Genomic DNA, 17,214 nt, shown 5'->3' on the forward strand with positions numbered 1-17,214 from the left:
GGCGCTCCCGATGGCGAAAGACGCGAGCGACGACGGCCCGGCCGCAAAGCCCAAGGCGAAGAAGGCGGTAAAACCCGCCAAGCCGAAGCCGCGCCCCTATGAACGCCCGCGCGGCGGCGAGGCGCGCTCGATTGCCGACCTCGTCCCCGAAATCGGCCGCACCGCCTTTCGCAAATTCGGCTTCATCCAAAGCTCGGTGGTCAGCCGCTGGCGCGAGATCGTCGGCGAAAAGCTCGCCGACGTGACACAGCCCGCGATGATCCGCTTTCCCGTCGGGCAAAAGGCCGGCGGCACGCTCCACCTGACGATCAGCGGCGCCCACGCCCCGATGCTCCAGCATGTCGCCCCCGACCTCATCGCCGCGGTCAACCGCTTCTTCGGCTATGCCGCGATCGCCCATGTCCGCATGGCGCACGGCCAGGTCACCCCGGCGCCCGCCGTTCAGCAACCGGCAATGCTCAAGCCGGTACCCGCCGAACTGGGGGACAGTTTGCGCGACATCGGCGACCCCGAGCTTCGGACCGTCCTCGAACGGATGGCCGCCGGGCTCGGCGCCGCGCCCAAAATCCCCCGCATCAGTTGAGGAAGAACCAGGTCGCCATGTTCGCCCCCCGTCTGAAAATGCCCGTTGCGCTGGCCGCGCTCGGTATCGCCGCCTTCGCCCTCCAGCCCGCTATTTCAACGGCCAAGCCCGCCGCGAAGCCCGCCGCCAAGGCGGCCCCCGTCGGTCCGCGCTGGTCGGCGACGGTGACGACGAGTTCGATCGGCGCCTATCTCGTCGGCAACCCCGATGCGAAGGTGAAGCTGGTCGAATATTTCAGCTACACCTGCAGCCATTGCGCCGATTTCGCCAAGCTGTCGGCGGTCCCGCTCAAGACGCTCTATGTCGACAAGGGGCTCGTCCTCTTCGAATATCGCAACCTCGTGCGCGACCCTGTCGACATGACCGCCGCGCTGCTCGCGCGCTGCGGCGGGAGCAAGGCGTTCGCAGGCAATCACCAGGCGATCTTCGCCGCCCAGCCGACATGGCTCGGCAAGGTCGTCAAGGCGACCGACAAGCAGAAGACGAGCTGGTTCGAAGGCACCACCGGCGAGCGCGCGCGCAAGATCGCCGCCGACACCGGGCTCGCCGCGATCATGACCGCACGCGGCTATACGGCGGCGCAGCAGAATGCCTGCCTCGACGACGGGGTCGCACAGGCCGAACTCACCGGCATGACCAATATCGGCCGCAATGCCGACCGCGTCACGGGCACACCCACCTTCTACATCAACGGCCGCAATGCCGAAGTCACCACCTGGCCGGCGATCAAATCGCAACTCGACCTTGCGCTCAAACCTTCCTAAAAGCGCCGCATTCCCCGATTTGGAGAGACACAGACCATGATGCGTACCTTGCTCCTGACCTCGATGGCCGCGCTTGCCCTGGCCGCGTGCGGCGACACCAAGACCGATCCCGCCAAGGAACAGGCGGCGATCGCCAAGGTCGCGGCGCCCGCGGGCAAGAGCTGGTCGCAGACCGTCGTCAAGACCCCCGAGGGCGGCTATCTGATGGGCAACCCCGACGCGCCGATCAAGCTCGTCGAATATGGCTCTTTGACCTGTTCGCACTGCGCCGATTTCTCGAACGAAAGCCATGAGGAACTGTCGCGCGACTTCGTCGACACCGGCCGCGTCAGCTTCGAAATGCGCAACTATGTCCGCGACGGCATCGACGCGACCGCCGCCGCCGTGATCCACTGCGCCCCGGCCGAACGCTATTTCCCGCTGATGGAAAACACCTTCGCCGCGCAGGCCGAAATCTTCGCCAATGCGCAGGCCAATGAAGCCGGCTTCCAGGCCGCGATGCAGCTGGCGCCGAACCAGCGCTTCCCCGCGCTCGCCAAGGCGATCAAGCTCGACCAGTTCTTCCAGGCGCGCGGCATGACCGCCGACCAGATCAACAGCTGCCTCGGCAACATCGCCAACATCGAAGCGCTCGAAAAGGGCGTCAACGCCGCCAACGAGAAATATAATATCGCGGGCACGCCGACCTTCCTCATCAACGGCGCGGTCGCCGAAGGCGTCGGCACCTGGCCGGTGCTGCGCGACCGCCTGAAGACGCTCGGCGCGCGCTGATCAACTTAATCCTCCCTGTGGCGAAGCCATGGGGAGGGGGACCGTTCGCGAAGCGAATGGTGGAGGGGCCAGCAACGCTGCGTTGTTGCCCCTCCGTCAGCGCTTCGCGCTGCCACCTCCCCATCGCGTCGCGATAGGGAGGAGTCCCCGCCCCAACCCCCTTGCGACTCCCCCGCCCGCGCGGCATGACGGACACCAAGGGGGATATGTGACACTTGGGTTGCATCATCTGCGATTCGGCCGACTGCACGGACTGCATCCGTGCAGATAAAACGCCTGCGCCTGACCGGTTTCAAAAGCTTCGTCGAACCCACCGAATTGCGCATCGAACCCGGGCTGACCGGGGTCGTCGGCCCCAATGGCTGCGGCAAGTCGAACCTGCTCGAGGCGATCCGCTGGGTGATGGGCGAATCCAGCCCCAAATCGATGCGCGGCGGCGGCATGGAGGATGTCATCTTCGCCGGCACGTCGCAGCGCCCGCCGCGCGATTTCGCCGAGGTCGCGATCCACTGCGATACCGAGGGCGACATCGTCGCCGGCCTGTCCGACGCCAGCGAAGGCCATGAGCTCGAGATCATCCGCCGCATCGAGCGCGGGGCGGGCAGCGCCTACCGCGCCAACGGCCGCGACGTGCGCGCCAAGGACGTCGCGCTGATCTTCGCCGATGCCGCCACCGGCGCGCACAGCCCGGCGCTGGTCAGCCAGGGCAAGATCGCCAATGTCATTTCGGCCAAGCCGACCGACCGCCGCGCCATGCTCGAAGAGGCGGCGGGCATCGCCGGGCTGCACGTGCGCCGCAAGGACGCCGAACAAAAGCTCCGCGCCACCGAAACCAACCTCACCCGCCTGTCCGAAATCGTCGCCGACATGGAGGTGCGCGCCAATGCGCTGCGCCGTCAGGCGCGCGCCGCCGAGCGCTACAAGGCGCTCACCGAGCAGATCCGCGTCGCCGAGGGGCGGCTGATCTATGCGCGCTGGCGCGACGCCGCCGCCGCCGCCGATCAGGCGAAGCGCGACTGCGATGCCGCCGAAGCCGCCGTGCGCGACGCGCAACAAAAGCTCGACACCGTCGCGCGCGCGCAGACCGAGGTCGCGACCCGCGTCGCCGAGGCGCGCAGCGCCGCGCAGGCGCAGCGTGACGCGCTGGCCGACGCGACCGCGACCCAGGTGCGGCTGGCGGGCGAAGAACGCGCCGCCCGCCAGCGGCTCGACGACCTCGCCGCGCAGCAGCGGCGGATCGCCGACGACCGCAACCATGAAAGCAGCCTGGCGCGCGAAGCTCATGGCGCGCTCACCGATCTCGATGCCGAGACCAAGGCGCTGGCGCAGCAACTCAGCGTCCACGAAGCCGGCAAGGCCGCGCTCGTCGACGCCAGCCAGCAGGCGCAGGCGCTGCTCCGCGACGCCGAGGTCGCGCTCGCCCAGGCCCGCGCGCAGGCCGCCAGCGAAGCCGCCGACCGCCGCATCGCGGTCTCGGCACGCGACGCCGCGCAAACTTCGGTCCAGCGCATCGCCGCCGATACCCGGCGCGTCGAGGCCGAGGTCGCGGCGCTCGGCGACAGCGCCGACCTCGCCCGACGTCAGGTCGAGGCCGCCGATACGGCCGTCGAGGCCGAAGGCGCGATCGCCACCGCCGAGCAGGCGCTGCAGGGTGCCGAAGCCGACCGCGAAGCCGCCGCCGCGAGCCTCGGCGAAATCGAATCGGGCCTCGCCGAAGCGCGCGCCGCCTTCGCCGCGCTCGAAGGCGAGGCGACCACCCTCGCCCGCGCGCTCGCCGCCGCGAAATCCGACGCCAATCCGGTGCTCGACCAACTCCGCGTCACCCCCGGCTACGAAGCCGCGCTCGCCGCCGCGCTCGGCGACGATCTCGACGCCGGCACCGACGCCGAGGCCGAGCGCAGCTGGCGCGGTGCCGACAGGCAAGCGAACGACCCCGCCCTCCCCGCTGGCACCACCCCGCTCGCCGACGTCGTCCAGGCCCCCGCCGCCTTGCTCCGCCGCCTCGCCCAGGTCGCGGTCGCCGACAGCGACACCGGCCAGCCGCTCGCCGTCGGCCAGCGCCTCGTCACGCGTGACGGCGTCATGCGCCGCTGGGACGGCTTCGTCGCGCGCGGCGATGGCGCCACCGCGACCGAGCGCCTCGTCCGCCAGAACCGCCTCACCGACCTCGCGGCGCAGCGCCCGCAGGTCGAACTCGGCGTCATGCAACTCGGCGACCGTCGCGCCGCCGCCGCCGCGGCGCTCGCCGAGGCGACCGCCGCCGTGTCGGCGGCGCGCCGCGCCCTCGCCGAAGCCGACGAACGCCGCCGCACCGCGCTCCGCGCCGCCGACCAGGCGCAGGCCGCGCTCGACCGCCACCGCGACGCCGCCAGCCTGTTCGACCGCCGCCGCGCCGAACTCGCCGCCGCCACGGCCGAGGCCACGAAAGAGCTCGCCGACCGCGAAGCGGCGCTCGCCGCCTTGCCCGACGACCGCATCGCCCGCGCCGCGCTCGACGCGCAGGAAGCCGCCGCCGAACGCGCGCGGACCGACGCCGCCGCCGCGCGCGACGCGCAGGCCGCGCACGACCGCGCCTTCGCGGCCTTGAGCGAACGCCAGGCGGTCGTCGCTGCCGAGATCAAGAGCTGGAAGGCGCGCGCCGGCGAGGCCGCGCGCCGCGTCACCGAAATGGACAAACGCGCCGAGGCGCTCGCCGCCGAGGCCGCCAAGCTCACCGACCTTCCCGAAAAGCTCGCCGGACAGCGCGCCGAGGTCGAAGCGAAACAGGCGAGCCTGCGCGAACAGGTGACCGCCGCCGAGGCGCAGGAGCGCGCCGCCGAGGCCGCGCTGCGCGAGGCCGAGGCCGCGCTCGGCCTGATCCGCGAAACCCTCGCCAGCGCGCGCGAGACCCGCGCCGGCGCCGTCGCGCGCTCCGAAAATGCCGAACTGCGCCGCATCGAAATGGGCCGGCTGTCGGGCGAACGCTTCGAATGCCCGCCGCCGCTGCTGCCGCAAAAGGCCGGCTTCGAAAGCGCCGGCGTCGGCGAGGCGAGCGCCGAATCGGCGCAGCACGATCGGCTGATCGCCGACCGCGAACGCCTCGGCCCGGTCAACCTCGTCGCCGCCGACGAGCTGCTCGAGCTCGACACCGAACGCGAAAAAAGCGCCGCCGAGATCGAGGAGCTGCAACAGGCGGTCAACCGCCTGCGCGGCTCGATCGGCAACCTCAACCGCGAGGGCCGTGTCCGCCTGCTCGCGGCGTTCGAGACGGTGAACGGCCATTTCCAGCGCCTCTTCACCACCCTGTTCAACGGCGGCCAGGCGCATCTCGAACTCGTCGATTCGGACGATCCGCTCGAAGCCGGGCTCGAAATCATGGCGCAGCCCCCCGGCAAGCGCCTCGGTACGCTGACCCTGCTGTCGGGCGGCGAACAGGCGCTGACCGCCGTGGCACTGATCTTCGGCCTGTTCCTTACCAACCCGGCGCCGATCTGCGTCCTCGACGAGGTCGACGCGCCGCTCGACGACGCCAATATCGAACGCTTCTGCGACCTGCTCGACCGCATGACGCGCGAGACCAACACCCGCTATCTGATCGTCTCGCACAATGCGGTGACGATGGCGCGCATGCACCGGCTCTATGGCGTGACGATGGTCGAAAAGGGCGTCAGCCGCCTCGTCTCGGTCGATCTCGGCGGCGCCGAGGAACTGCTCGCCGCGGAATGAAATCCTCCCTGTGGCGAAGCCATGGGGAGGGGGACCGCTCGCGAAGCGAGTGGTGGAGGGGCCGCGATCTCGCGCCAGCCTTTGACGGCGTCAGCCCCTCCGTCAGCGGCTAAAGCCGCTGCCACCTCCCCATGCCTGCGGCACAGGGAGGATCAGATCAGGGCGCATTCCCCACCACCAGCATCGCCGCGAACACCAGCAGCCCGGCGAAGCGGTTGCTACGGAATTTCGCCAGCGCGTCGGCGCCATTGTCGGGGTCGAGCGTCACCACCTGCCCCACCAGATGCAGCGCCGCGGGCACCAGCGCGACGAACACCAGCGGGTCGGGCCGCACGCTCCACAGCGCCCCCGCCCAGCCGGCGAGCGCGAAACCATAGCAGAGCGCGACCCCGGCCTTCACATGCCGCCCCATCGCGCGCGCGCTCGACTTCACCCCGACCAGCGCGTCGTCCTCGATATCCTGCAGCGCATAGATGGTGTCATAACCGATCACCCACGCGATACAGCCCGCGTACAGCAGCGGCAGCGCCAGCCCCGGCGGATTCGCGCCCACCGCCGCCCAGCCGACGAGCGCGCCCCAGCTGAACACCAGCCCCAGCCACGCCTGCGGCCACCAGGTGATGCGCTTCATGAACGGATAGGCCGCCACCAGCGCCAGGCTGAGCAGCGCGATCAGCTGCGCGCGCAGCGGCAATTGCACCAGCACCAACAGCCCGACGAGCGATAGAAAGACCGTCCACAACCAGGCGCCCCGCACCGACACCGCCCCGCTCGCCACCGGCCGCGACGCGGTGCGTGCGACCTGCGCGTCGAGGTCGCGGTCGACGATGTCGTTATAGACGCAGCCCGCGCCGCGCATGACGATCGCGCCGAGCAACAGCCACAGGAGCAACGGCCAATCGCTCGCCGCGCCGCCCGCGAGTGCCAGCCCGAAGGTGCACGGCCAATAGAGCAGCCACCAGCCGATCGGCCGGTCGAACCGCGCGAGCAGCGCATAGGGCCGCGCGGCGGCGGGAAGCAACGCGACGAAACCGCGAAGCTGGCTGTCGGGAGGCGGGGCGGCGATCATCGGCGTCCGCGCGATAGCAGCCGCCGCGTCCGCAACAAATGATTATTGCGACAGCCGCCGCGCGCCGGTCAGGTGCAGGCCGATTTGGTCGCCACCGGCGCGTCGTTATAAACGCCGTCGCTGTTCGGGGGCCCCTTCAGGTCGCGCGCTTCGCGGATGTTGAACGCCGCGGTCGAACGGATCGTCTTGGCGCCGAGCCACTTGCCATAGAGCATGGGCGTATAGCGATAGGTGATCTCGACGAACATGACCGCGGTGCCTTCGGATGCCGCCACCTGCCGGCCCGCCGGCCCCATGCCCGCCAGCGCGGTACCGGTCTTGCCGGCGCCCTGCACGCCAAAGCTCGACGGCGCGTTGAGGTTGCCATAGCAGCGCTGCCAGTGGATCCATTGCCCGCCGTCGGTGTTGCGTTCGAGGCTCGACAGGATGATGCGCCCGTTGGCACGGAAATTCATCCCGCCCGCCTGCTCCTCGACCCCGGTGAACACCGAGTTGATGTCGAGTTCGCGCACGCGCGGCAGCGACAGATTATTGCCATAGGCGATGCGCGACGCATTGTCGGCGGCGCTCAGCGCGATCTGGCTGACTCGCGTGTTGGCGAGCGTCAGATTGGCGATCTCGAGCCCGGCAAAGCCGATCAGGATCAGGAAGGGGATGGTGAACGCCATTTCGACGATGATCGTCGCACGGCTGTCGCGCGCGAGCCGGACCAGCGCGCGGCGCATCTTGCGGAAAGCGGGAGCGATCATGTGCAGATGACCTTGTTCGTCGAGGTTGCGGCGGCATAGGGCTGGTTGCGCAGCACGGTGCTCGCCTTGATCGTCGTTTTCTGCGGCTGGCCGAGCATCGTCCAGACCGGCAGGATCCGGGTCACTTCCATCTTCGCCGAATAGACGACGACATCCTCGGCGCCGCCATTGCCGGTCTGGCCGCGGTCGGCATCCCAATTGCCGTTGCCGTTGACGTCCTGGAAACACTCGCCGGTGTCGTAACGGCCATTATTGTTGCTGTCGGTGTAGTTTTCGGGATCGCCAATCTCGTCGTAGCTGTCATAGGCCTTGCGCGTGAAGGTCACATTGGCGTTCTTGAACACCTTTTTGACCTGCTTGCGCACCGCGGCGTCGAGCGCCGTCTGGCTGCTCGCATTACCCTCCAGCGTCGAGGCGCGCGCCGCCTGCGCCACCGAACCCGACAGCACCTGCTTCGCGTACATCTGCCACGAAAAATCGAAAATCCCCATGAGGATGAGCAGGAACAGCGGTGCCGTCAGCGCGAATTCGGTGATCGCGGTGCCGCGATTATCGCGCCGCAGGCTGCGGAGATGGGTCGGAAGACGGGTCATTGCGACAACCTCAACTTGGAAATCTGCCGTGCGATCGACTGGAAATTCTGGTTGAGCTGCGTCGCGTTCGCGGCCGAATAGGCTTTGTCCGCCGTCGCGCAGGTCGTCATTTGCGTGTTGAGCGCCAGGCCAAAGCTGACCACCCAGACGGTGATGTTCTTCGCCTTGGCCTTTTCGCACAATTGCAGGAAGCGATTGTTGTGCCGCGCCGTCAGCGTCGCGTCGTCGGTGCCGCCGACGCGCTTCATCGTCCACTCATAGCCCTGAAAGCCCAGGTTCCCCATGTTCGCCGACATGTCGCCATCCGTCATGAAGATGATGTGGCGCGCGATCGGACGATTGTTGGGTGCGGTCGCATTCTCGTCGGCGAACATCCCGTCGGCCGACAGGAGGCGAATGCCCCACACCATGCCCGAGTCGTGATAGGTACCGCCGACCGGCTGCAGCGAGTTGATATAGGTGTTGAACGTGGCGCGATTGGCCGCCGTCTGCGTGGTCAGCTTCATCGCTGCCGCCGGGCAAACACCCCAGCCGCTGCCCCAATATTTCGAATAGCGCTGCCAGTTGCCCGAACTGCTGTCCTTGGTGACGTTCTTGTAATCGACCGTCACACCAGACGTCCCGGTCGATGACGGCGTACCGCTCGGACCGCTGGCGCGCGGGAAGGCAATCTCGGGGATGAGCAGCTTCCATTTGGTATTGTCGGCGCTGGTCGGCGCGGTATCGACGTCCATGTCGAGCGCGGTCGACGGCGCCGTGGCATTGGCCGCGAAGGGCGAAGCAGGGCCGCGTTCGATCACGCAGCCGCCCCAGGTCGCCGAATAGGCTGCGCCGAAATCGCCGGTGGTGGTCGACAGCGCCGTCCCGGTCTTGGCCGCGGTCACGTCGAAGCTATAATCGTTATAGATATAGTTCTGCTGGCGTTCCTCGGTCGTCGTCTGCTTCTGCGTTTGGATATATTCCATCTGACGCCGCTGTTCGTTGCATTGGTTCGACGCCCAGACATATTTATATTCGTAATAGCGATAGGCCTGTTTGACGTCCTTTGTCGTCGTGCGATAGTCGTCGCCCGTCGTCTGGCCCGTCTCGGTCGTCGTCGTCGATCCGCTTGTTGTCGTCGCCGAATTCGCCTTCGTCGCGTTCGAACAATTGCTGCTCGTCGCGGTTTTGTTGCCGACTTTCGTGATCGTCGTGCCGGTATTCGCCCAATCGACGACCATATAGGCCGTGCCGTTGGTCGCGGAACCATTGTTCACCGTCGATGCGTTGATCCAGGTCGGCGGCTGCACCTCTCGCGAGGGCAGCGTCGTCGTGTTCGCGAGCCAGGCCGGGTTCTTGGCATATAGGATCGAGCCGACATTCGCGGTCGAGCTGTACGGCACGACGCCGAACCGAAGCCTTCCGTCGCCGGTCTCGGCGGTCGTCAGCGTGTCGAAGAACGACATGGTGGCATTTTTCAGTGCGGTGATGCGGTTCACCGAGTCGCCCGAATTGACCGTCGACATCGATCCGGTGACGTCGAGCACGAGCATGATATCGGCGTTCGAAATCTCCAGCTTCGCACTGCAATTCACCGACAGGTTGAAATTGTCGAACCCGAAAATCTGCATCAACGCGGTCGGCAGGTTTGCCGTGGCGGTGCCGTTGACGGTCGAGGTGCCCTGCGCCACCGAGTTAAAGGTGACGCCGCTGCTGCCATATTTGGTGCTGGGATAGTTGAAGGTGAACATCTTGTTCGCCTCGGCCTGCGCGGCGGTGGTATAGGTCGTCCCCGCCATCGCGCGGCGGCCCGCGAGCACGCCGGCGTCGCACGCCTGCTGCAGGCGCAGTTCGGCCATATAGGCGCGCCCGATATCGACGCCCGAACCGACGATGCCGATGATCGGCACGACGGCGGCGGCGGTCAGGAACATGGTGTTGCCGCGCTGGTCGCGCAGCAGTTTCCGGACGCCGCGCCAGATATCGCGGATCAAGGTCCCTCGCATGGTCACAACCCCTCTTCGCCAGGCACGCCGCCCCAACAGATGCGTGGCTGGTACCCTTGCACCTAGGACGGGACTGCTTACCAAAACGCTAATCGCGGCTTGCGCCCGCCGCGACGCACCGCCGATTCTGACCCGAATCGAGACAGATCCGGCGACCGACGCCGCGGGATGTGCAAATTTCCGCCGTCTGCTATCGCGTGGGTCATGCCTGCTGTCCCCGCCTGGCCGCCCGCCAGCACCCCGCGCCTGTTCGTCGACACCCCGCTCAGCGCCGGGGCGAATCCGGTCATCGACGGCCCTGCGGCGCATTATCTGCTCAACGTGATGCGCGCGAAGGCCGGCGACCCGCTGCTGCTCTGCGACAATCGCAGCGGCGAATGGCTCGGCGTCGTCGCCGACACCGCCAAACGATCGCTGACCGTCGTCATCGAGCGCCGGATGCGCCCGCTCGAGGCGGTACCCGACCTCTGGCTCTGCTTCGCGCCGGTCAAGAAGGCGCGGCTCGACTGGATCGTCGAGAAAGCGACCGAACTCGGCGTCGCACGGCTGCAGCCGGTGATCACCGAACGCACGATCGTCGACCGCATCAACCGCGACCGGGTCGAGGCGCAGATCGTCGAGGCGTGCGAGCAATGCGGGCGCACCGCGCTGCCGACGCTCGCCGACGCGGTCAAGCTGCCGCGCCTGATCGCCGACTGGCCGGCGGACCGCGCGCTGCTGTTCGCCGACGAGGAGGGCGGCCTGCCGATGGCCACACTCGCCGCGCCCGCGCCCGCCGCGATCCTGACCGGCCCCGAAGGCGGCTTCACCCCGCGCGAGCGCGACCTGTTGCTCGCCGCCCCCGCCGTCCGCCGCATGGCGCTCGGCCCGCGCATCCTGCGCGCCGAAACCGCCGCGATCGCCGCGACCGCGCTATGGATGGCGCAGCATGGCGACTGGAGCGGCGATTAATCCTCCCCGTCGCGAAGCGATGGGGAGGGGGACCGTTCGCGAAGCGAATGGTGGAGGGGCCAGCGACGCAGCGCCATAGCCCCTCCGTCAGCGCTTCGCGCTGCCACCTCCCCATCGCTTCGCGACAGGGAGGATCACCGAACCACCCCCCGATCCTGTCCCCATCCGACACAAATACGGTCGAAATTCACGATCCTTAACCCGCTGTTAGCCACAAGCGCGCCATAGCGGGCCGATGCAACGGCGGGACCAGAGCCGATTTTGCCAGGGTGGGGCCCGGCACGTGCGGCATATGCGGGCGTTGATGGCGCTCGTCTGGCTGGCGCTCGCGCTCGTCGCGAGCCCGGCGGGCGCGCAGACGACGACCACCTACAGCAACACGACCACCGGCAACATCAACAATGCCACCACCTGCACCAGCCCGCTGGTCCGCAACTTCACCGTCGCGACCAGCTATATCGTCGGCGATGTCGATATCGGCATTCTTGCGACCCACAGTTGGCGCGGCGACATCCGGATCACGCTCCAGTCGCCCGCGGGCACCCGCGTCCAGCTCGTCGACGGCGACACCGCCAATATCTCGGGCGACAATTTCAACGTCCGGCTCGACGACGGCGCCGCGACGACGGTCAACACCGACGGCAACACCGCCAATCATGCGACCAGCGCGCCGCCGTACCAGAACCAGTTCGCCCCCAATGCCGCGCTGTCGGCGTTCAACGGCCAGAATGCGCAGGGCAGCTGGCGGCTCGAGATCTGCGACCAATATCCCTCGGCCGACAATGGCAGCTTCACCCGCGCCGACCTCTATATCACCAGCCTGCCCGCCAACTATGCCGACCTGTCGCTGACCAAGACCGTCAGCAACGCCGCCCCCGCCGGCGGTGCGAGCATCAGCTATACGCTCAGCGTCACCAACGCGAGCGGCTCGCCGCAGACCGCGACCGGGGTGACAGTGCAGGATGATTTGCCGGCCGGCTTCGCCTTCACGAGCGCCTCGGGCTTTGGCAGCTACAACAGCGGCACCGGCGTGTGGACCGTCGGCAGCATTCCCGCCGGGACCACCCGCACCCTGACGATCAGCGGCACGGTCGCCGCGACATCGGGCGCCACGATCGTCAACAGCGCCGAAATCAGCGCCTCCTCGGTCGCCGACAGCGATTCGACCCCGAACAACGGCGTCACCGGCGAAGACGATTATGCCGCCGTCAGCTTCACCGTATCGGGTTCGCGTGTCGCCGGCATCGCGCCGGCGCTCGTCTGCCCGGCGGGCATCACGGTCCACGACTGGGACGGCATCGCCTGGTCGGCGGGCCAGACCAGCGGCAGCTATGCGCTCGCCAATATCGGCACGATGAATTTCAGCATCGCGATCAGCGGCGGATCGTTCCTCAACAACGCGACCTATGGCGGCCAGTCGCCGACGCGGCAGAATGTCGTCACCGGCGGACTGTCGCCGGCCCAATATTCGATCTTCGAGATCGTCGACATGTCCAGCCAGTCGGGCATCGCAACATCGACCATCGCGCTGCCCACGGCGGTTCCCGGCGCACAGTTCCGCCTGTTCGACATCGACTATGCCGCCGGCCAGTTCGCCGACCGCGTGACGGTGACCGGCAGCAACAATGGTGTAACCGTCCTGCCGACGCTGACCAACGGCGTCAGCAACTATGTCGTCGGCAACAGCGCCTATGGCGACGCCGCCTCGGCCGACGCCAGCGCCAACGGCACCGTCGTGGTGACCTTTGCCGCGCCGGTCGACACGATCACCATCGTCTATGGCAGCCACAGCCTCGCGCCGACCGATCCCGGCCAGCAGGGGATGGCGATCCATGACATCAGCTTCTGCCGCCCGACCACCAGCCTCGCCTTCGCCAAGACGAGCAGCGTCGTCAGCGATCCGCAGAACGGCACCACCAATCCCAAGGCGATCCCCGGCGCGGTCATGCGCTATTGCCTGCTCGTCACCAACACCGGCGGCGCCACCGCGACCGGCATCGCGATCGCCGACGCGATCCCCGCGACGATGACTTACACCCCCGCCTCGCTGCGCAGCGGCACGACCTGCGCCGGGGCGACGACGGTCGAGGACGACAATGCGACCGGCGCCGACGAAAGCGATCCCCATGGCGCGGGCTTCGCCGGCACCAGCGTGACCGCCACGACCGCGACGCTCGCCCCGGCGGCGGCGATGGCGATCGCCTTCACCGCCACGGTGAATTGACGATGCGGCCGATGCGTTTCCTTCCCGCCCTGCTCGCCGCGACGCTGGCGCTGACCGGCACCGCGCACGCGCAGCGCGTCATCGTCAATCCCTCGTTCGAAGCGAACGATCCCCAAGGCCCCGGCGCGGCCAACTACGAAATCTACGCGAACGGGTCGGTCGCGGGCTGGGATTCGGTGTCGGGCGAGATCGAACTGTGGGACACGAATTTCCTCGGCGTCCCCGCCTATGACGGGTCGGTCTTCGCCGAAATGAACGCCAATGTCCCCGGCGCGCTCTATCAGAATATCTGCATGGTCAATGGCGAGACGATCGGCTGGACCTTCGCGCACCGCGCGCGTTCGGGCGGCGCGGCGACCCAGACCGCGCGTTTCCAGGTCGCGAACAGCTCGGGCACTCTGATCCAGCTCCTCGCGACGCAGGCCTCGACGACGGCGAACCAGATCTGGAACGTCAACACCGGCTCGACCACCTACACCGGCGCCTCGGGGGTGCAGCGCGTCCAGTTCATCACCACCGACTCGGGCAGTGTCGGCAATTTCCTCGACGACATCCGGATCAGCCTCAACCCCTTCGTCGAACTGTCTGCGGCGACCGGCGCGGGGGTCGAATCGATCCCCTCGGCGAACATCCCGGCGCTGCGGATCAGCGGCACTTTGTTCAGCGCGCGCACCGTCAACGTCAGCATCACCGGCGGCACCGCGACGCGCGGCACCGACTATACGACGCCCGGCGGCGCGGCGAGTTTCACCGTCACCATTCCTGCGGGCACCTATCAGAACACGACCGTGCCCCTCGGCATCAGCATCATCGACGACACCGCGACCGAGGGTAGCGAGACGATCCAGATCGCGCTCGCCGCCGGCACCGGCTACACCGTGTCGAGCACCTCGAGCTGCGGCGGCACCCCGATCACCGCCGCCACTTATACGATCACCGACAATGATTCGCCCGTGGTGCTGACCAAGGCCTGGACCAACGGCATCGCGGCCGACGCGGTCAGCCTCGCGATCACCGGCGGCCTCGTCCCCACCGCGGGCAGCTCGACGGTCGGCGGGACCACCACCAACGCCACCGCCGTCGCGGTCGCGGGGTCGACGCTGACCCTCACCGAAGCCTTCACCACCGGCGCGGCGGCCAATTACACCAGCAGCCTCGAATGCCGCCGCAACAGCGACAATGCGATCGTCGCGACCGCGGGCACCGGGCTCAGCCGCACCGTGACGATGCCCTCGGGCACCTCGCTCACCTGTACCTGGACCAACGCGCGCAAATCGGCGACGCTGGTGGTGCGCAAGACCTGGGTCAACGCGCTGACCACCAACGCGGTCACCGTCACGACCAGCGGCCTCACCAACAATGCCAGCATCGCTTCGGTCGCCAACAGCGCGAACGAGACCGACACCAACGCGGCGGTCACCGTCTATGCCGCCGAAAGCGCGACGCTGGCCGAGACCTGGACCTCGGGCGACGGCGCCAATTATGCGCAGGCGCTCGCCTGCACCGGCAATGCCACCGCGCTCGCCGGCAGCCTTCTCACCGTGAACCCCGCCGACACCGCGATTGTCTGCACCTTCACAAACAGCCGCATCGCGCAGCAGCTCCGCCTCGCCAAGGCGTGGAGCGGCGCGACCACCGGCCACACGGCGAGCGCCACGACCAGCGGCGGCACCGCCAATGCCAGCTTCTCCTCGACCGCGCCGACCGCGACCAACGGCAGCTATGTCAACGTCCGCGCCGGCGATGTCGTCACCCTGCCCGCCGAAAGCTACGGCGGCGGCGCGGTCGCCGCGCTCTACAACGCCAGCGTCGAATGCACCGGCGGCAGCCCGCTCGCCAGCGGCGCCACCGGTCGCACGCTGACGATCCAGGGCAGCACGACCGCGACCACCTGCACCTACACCAACGCCTATGTCCTGCCGCTGACGCTCGCCAAGACGTCGGTCGCCTACAGCGATCCGCAGAACGGCACGACCAATGCCAAGCTCATCCCCGGCGGCTTCGCGACCTACAGCCTCACCGTCACCGCGCCCGCGGGGACGCAGGCGAGCAGCAACAGCGTGATCGTCACCGACGCGCTGCCCGCCAACCTCGCCTTGTTCGTCGGCACCTATGCCCCCGGCCCCGGCCCGATCGCCTTCGCCGCGGGATCGAGCGGCCTGACCTACAGCTACACCAGCCTCGCCAGCACGTCCGACGACCTCAGCTTCTCGAACAACAATGGCGCCAGTTTCACCTACACGCCGGTCGCCGATGCCAATGGCGTCGACACCAATGTCACGCACATCCGCGTCAATCCCAAGGGCGGCATGGCGCCCGGATCGAGCTTCACGATCAACCTCCGCGCGATGGTCGAATAGCGGGTCGCCGGGGGCATTCAGCCCCGATTGCATTCTATACCGAATAGTCTAGATGGCGCGACATGAGCACGCGCACCGCCTCGGACAGCAACGATCCCATCGTCGAAAACCGCGACCAGCTCGCGGTCCCCATGATCAAGGGCGAGAAGCCCAAGGATCGCTGGCGCATCGGCACCGAGCACGAGAAGTTCGTCTATCGCACCGCCGATCATCGCGCGCCCTCCTATGACGAACCCGGCGGCATCCACGACCTGCTCATGGCGCTCACCCGCTTCGGCTGGGAACCGGTGATCGAGGGCGGCAAGGTGATCGCGCTCGCGGGCAGCGACGGCACCGTCAGCCTCGAACCCGCAGGCCAATTGGAACTGTCAGGCGCGCCGCTCGAAAATCTCCACCAGACCTGCGCCGAAACCGGCCGCCACCTGAAGCAGGTGAAAGAGGTCGGCGCCGAACTCGGACTCGGCTTCCTCGGGGTCGGCATGTGGCCCGACAAGACCCGCGCCGAGCTGCCGATCATGCCCAAGGGCCGCTACAAGATCATGCTCGACCATATGCCCCGCGTCGGCACCATGGGGCTCGACATGATGCTGCGCACCTGCACCATCCAGACCAACCTCGACTATTCGTCCGAGGCCGACATGGTGCAGAAATTCCGGGTTTCGCTCGCGCTGCAACCGCTCGCCACCGCGCTCTTCGCTTCCTCGCCCTTCACCGAGGGCAAGCCCAACGGCTATATGTCGTACCGCAGCCATATCTGGACCGACACCGACCCCGCACGCACCGGCATGCTGCCCTTCGTGTTCGAGGACGGCTTCGGCTATGAGCGCTATGTCGACTATATGCTCGACGTGCCGATGTATTTCGTCTTCCGCGACGGCAAATATATCGACGCCGCGGGGCTCAGTTTCCGCGACTTCATGAAGGGCGAGCTCGCGGTCCTCCCCGGCGAACTGCCGCGCCTCAGCGACTGGAACGACCATCTCTCGACCGCCTTCCCCGAGGTGCGGCTCAAGAGCTTCCTCGAAATGCGCGGCGCCGACGGCGGTCCGTGGAACCGCATCTGCGCGCTCCCCGCGCTGTGGGTCGGGCTGCTCTACGACCAGGGCGCACTCGACGCCGCGTGGGATCTCGTCAAAAACTGGAGCATCGCGGAGCAACAGGCGCTGCGCGACGCCGTCCCCAGCGAAGGTCTCGACGCCCCCGCGCCCGGTGGCGGCACCGTCGGCGAATTGGCGCACCGCGTCCTCGACATCGCCGCGGCGGGGCTGGCGGCACGCGGTGAGGTCAATTCGATGGGCGACAACGAGGTCGGCTTCCTCGAACCGCTGCGCCGCATTGCCAAGAGCGGCAAGTCGCCCGCACACGATCTGCTCGACCGCTACGAAGGCTCCTGGGGCCACGACCTGTCGAAGATCTACGACGAACTCAGCTTTTAATGCCGCGCGGACAGCCATTTGGCG

At 67.9% G+C, this 17,214-nt stretch carries 12 protein-coding genes; 8 read left to right on the plus strand and 4 right to left on the minus strand.

The window, feature by feature from the left end:
• The first annotated feature begins 10 nt into the window (after positions 1–10).
• The 4 genes from AC07U1_RS03305 to smc all read left to right on the plus strand — a co-directional run bounded on the left by AC07U1_RS03305 (position 11) and on the right by smc (position 5,823).
• A complete protein-coding gene (locus tag AC07U1_RS03305; protein ID WP_495178906.1) occupies positions 11–583 on the plus strand; it encodes a DUF721 domain-containing protein in 573 nt (190 codons plus the stop codon).
• 38 nt (positions 584–621) lie between these two features.
• Positions 622–1,347: a thioredoxin domain-containing protein gene (locus AC07U1_RS03310; RefSeq protein ID WP_495197642.1), complete on the plus strand. Its 726-nt coding sequence runs from the start codon at positions 622–624 to the stop codon at positions 1,345–1,347.
• 39 nt (positions 1,348–1,386) lie between these two features.
• Positions 1,387–2,118 carry a thioredoxin domain-containing protein gene (locus tag AC07U1_RS03315; RefSeq protein ID WP_495197643.1) on the plus strand — a complete coding sequence of 244 codons (732 nt, stop codon included), beginning with the start codon at positions 1,387–1,389 and terminating at the stop codon, positions 2,116–2,118.
• A gap of 261 nt (positions 2,119–2,379) precedes the next feature.
• Positions 2,380–5,823: a chromosome segregation protein SMC gene (smc, locus tag AC07U1_RS03320; protein ID WP_495178903.1), complete on the plus strand. Its 3,444-nt coding sequence runs from the start codon at positions 2,380–2,382 to the stop codon at positions 5,821–5,823.
• 157 nt (positions 5,824–5,980) lie between these two features.
• On the opposite strand, the gene ubiA is transcribed toward smc, so the two are convergent.
• The 4 genes from ubiA to AC07U1_RS03340 all read right to left on the minus strand — a co-directional run bounded on the left by ubiA (position 5,981) and on the right by AC07U1_RS03340 (position 10,219).
• Positions 5,981–6,892 carry a 4-hydroxybenzoate octaprenyltransferase gene (ubiA, locus tag AC07U1_RS03325; protein ID WP_495178902.1) on the minus strand — a complete coding sequence of 304 codons (912 nt, stop codon included), beginning with the start codon at positions 6,890–6,892 and terminating at the stop codon, positions 5,981–5,983.
• Between the two features lie 68 nt (positions 6,893–6,960).
• Complete coding sequence (locus AC07U1_RS03330) at positions 6,961–7,641, minus strand: TadE/TadG family type IV pilus assembly protein (protein ID WP_492735561.1); 681 nt, start codon at positions 7,639–7,641, stop codon at positions 6,961–6,963.
• Positions 7,638–8,234 (minus strand): TadE/TadG family type IV pilus assembly protein, encoded by a 597-nt coding sequence (locus tag AC07U1_RS03335; protein ID WP_492735559.1) that lies wholly within the window; start codon positions 8,232–8,234, stop codon positions 7,638–7,640. Before AC07U1_RS03335 ends, AC07U1_RS03330 begins: the two co-directional genes overlap by 4 nt.
• Entirely contained in the window at positions 8,231–10,219 is a 1,989-nt protein-coding gene (locus AC07U1_RS03340; RefSeq protein ID WP_495178901.1) for a TadE/TadG family type IV pilus assembly protein, read from the minus strand. The genes AC07U1_RS03335 and AC07U1_RS03340 overlap by 4 nt, the downstream gene beginning before the upstream one ends.
• 204 nt (positions 10,220–10,423) lie before the next feature.
• Between AC07U1_RS03340 and AC07U1_RS03345 the strand changes: the two genes are divergently transcribed.
• The 4 genes from AC07U1_RS03345 to AC07U1_RS03360 all read left to right on the plus strand — a co-directional run bounded on the left by AC07U1_RS03345 (position 10,424) and on the right by AC07U1_RS03360 (position 17,190).
• On the plus strand, positions 10,424–11,170 hold the full coding sequence (locus AC07U1_RS03345) for a 16S rRNA (uracil(1498)-N(3))-methyltransferase (RefSeq protein WP_495178900.1): 747 nt from the start codon (positions 10,424–10,426) through the stop codon (positions 11,168–11,170).
• A gap of 292 nt (positions 11,171–11,462) precedes the next feature.
• Entirely contained in the window at positions 11,463–13,394 is a 1,932-nt protein-coding gene (locus tag AC07U1_RS03350; RefSeq protein WP_495177487.1) for a proprotein convertase P-domain-containing protein, read from the plus strand.
• 11 nt (positions 13,395–13,405) lie between these two features.
• Positions 13,406–15,754 (plus strand): beta strand repeat-containing protein, encoded by a 2,349-nt coding sequence (locus AC07U1_RS03355; protein WP_495177444.1) that lies wholly within the window; start codon positions 13,406–13,408, stop codon positions 15,752–15,754.
• Between the two features lie 62 nt (positions 15,755–15,816).
• Complete coding sequence (locus AC07U1_RS03360; protein ID WP_495177443.1) at positions 15,817–17,190, plus strand: glutamate--cysteine ligase; 1,374 nt, start codon at positions 15,817–15,819, stop codon at positions 17,188–17,190.
• The last annotated feature ends 24 nt before the right edge of the window (positions 17,191–17,214 follow it).

The organism is Sphingopyxis sp. GW821-FHT02C12 (assembly GCF_059421785.1).

Bases quoted from the DNA above. Each gene is read 5' to 3' on its own strand.
- AC07U1_RS03305 (WP_495178906.1), top strand. From the start codon at position 11: ATGGCGAAAGACGCGAGCGACGACGGCCCGGCCGCAAAGCCCAAGGCG.
- AC07U1_RS03310 (WP_495197642.1), top strand. From the start codon at position 622: ATGCCCGTTGCGCTGGCCGCGCTCGGTATCGCCGCCTTCGCCCTCCAG.
- AC07U1_RS03315 (WP_495197643.1), top strand. From the start codon at position 1,387: ATGCGTACCTTGCTCCTGACCTCGATGGCCGCGCTTGCCCTGGCCGCG.
- ubiA (WP_495178902.1), bottom strand. From the start codon at position 6,892: ATGATCGCCGCCCCGCCTCCCGACAGCCAGCTTCGCGGTTTCGTCGCG.
- AC07U1_RS03330 (WP_492735561.1), bottom strand. From the start codon at position 7,641: ATGATCGCTCCCGCTTTCCGCAAGATGCGCCGCGCGCTGGTCCGGCTC.
- AC07U1_RS03335 (WP_492735559.1), bottom strand. From the start codon at position 8,234: ATGACCCGTCTTCCGACCCATCTCCGCAGCCTGCGGCGCGATAATCGC.
- AC07U1_RS03340 (WP_495178901.1), bottom strand. From the start codon at position 10,219: ATGCGAGGGACCTTGATCCGCGATATCTGGCGCGGCGTCCGGAAACTG.
- AC07U1_RS03345 (WP_495178900.1), top strand. From the start codon at position 10,424: ATGCCTGCTGTCCCCGCCTGGCCGCCCGCCAGCACCCCGCGCCTGTTC.
- AC07U1_RS03350 (WP_495177487.1), top strand. From the start codon at position 11,463: ATGCGGGCGTTGATGGCGCTCGTCTGGCTGGCGCTCGCGCTCGTCGCG.
- AC07U1_RS03355 (WP_495177444.1), top strand. From the start codon at position 13,406: ATGCGTTTCCTTCCCGCCCTGCTCGCCGCGACGCTGGCGCTGACCGGC.
- AC07U1_RS03360 (WP_495177443.1), top strand. From the start codon at position 15,817: ATGAGCACGCGCACCGCCTCGGACAGCAACGATCCCATCGTCGAAAAC.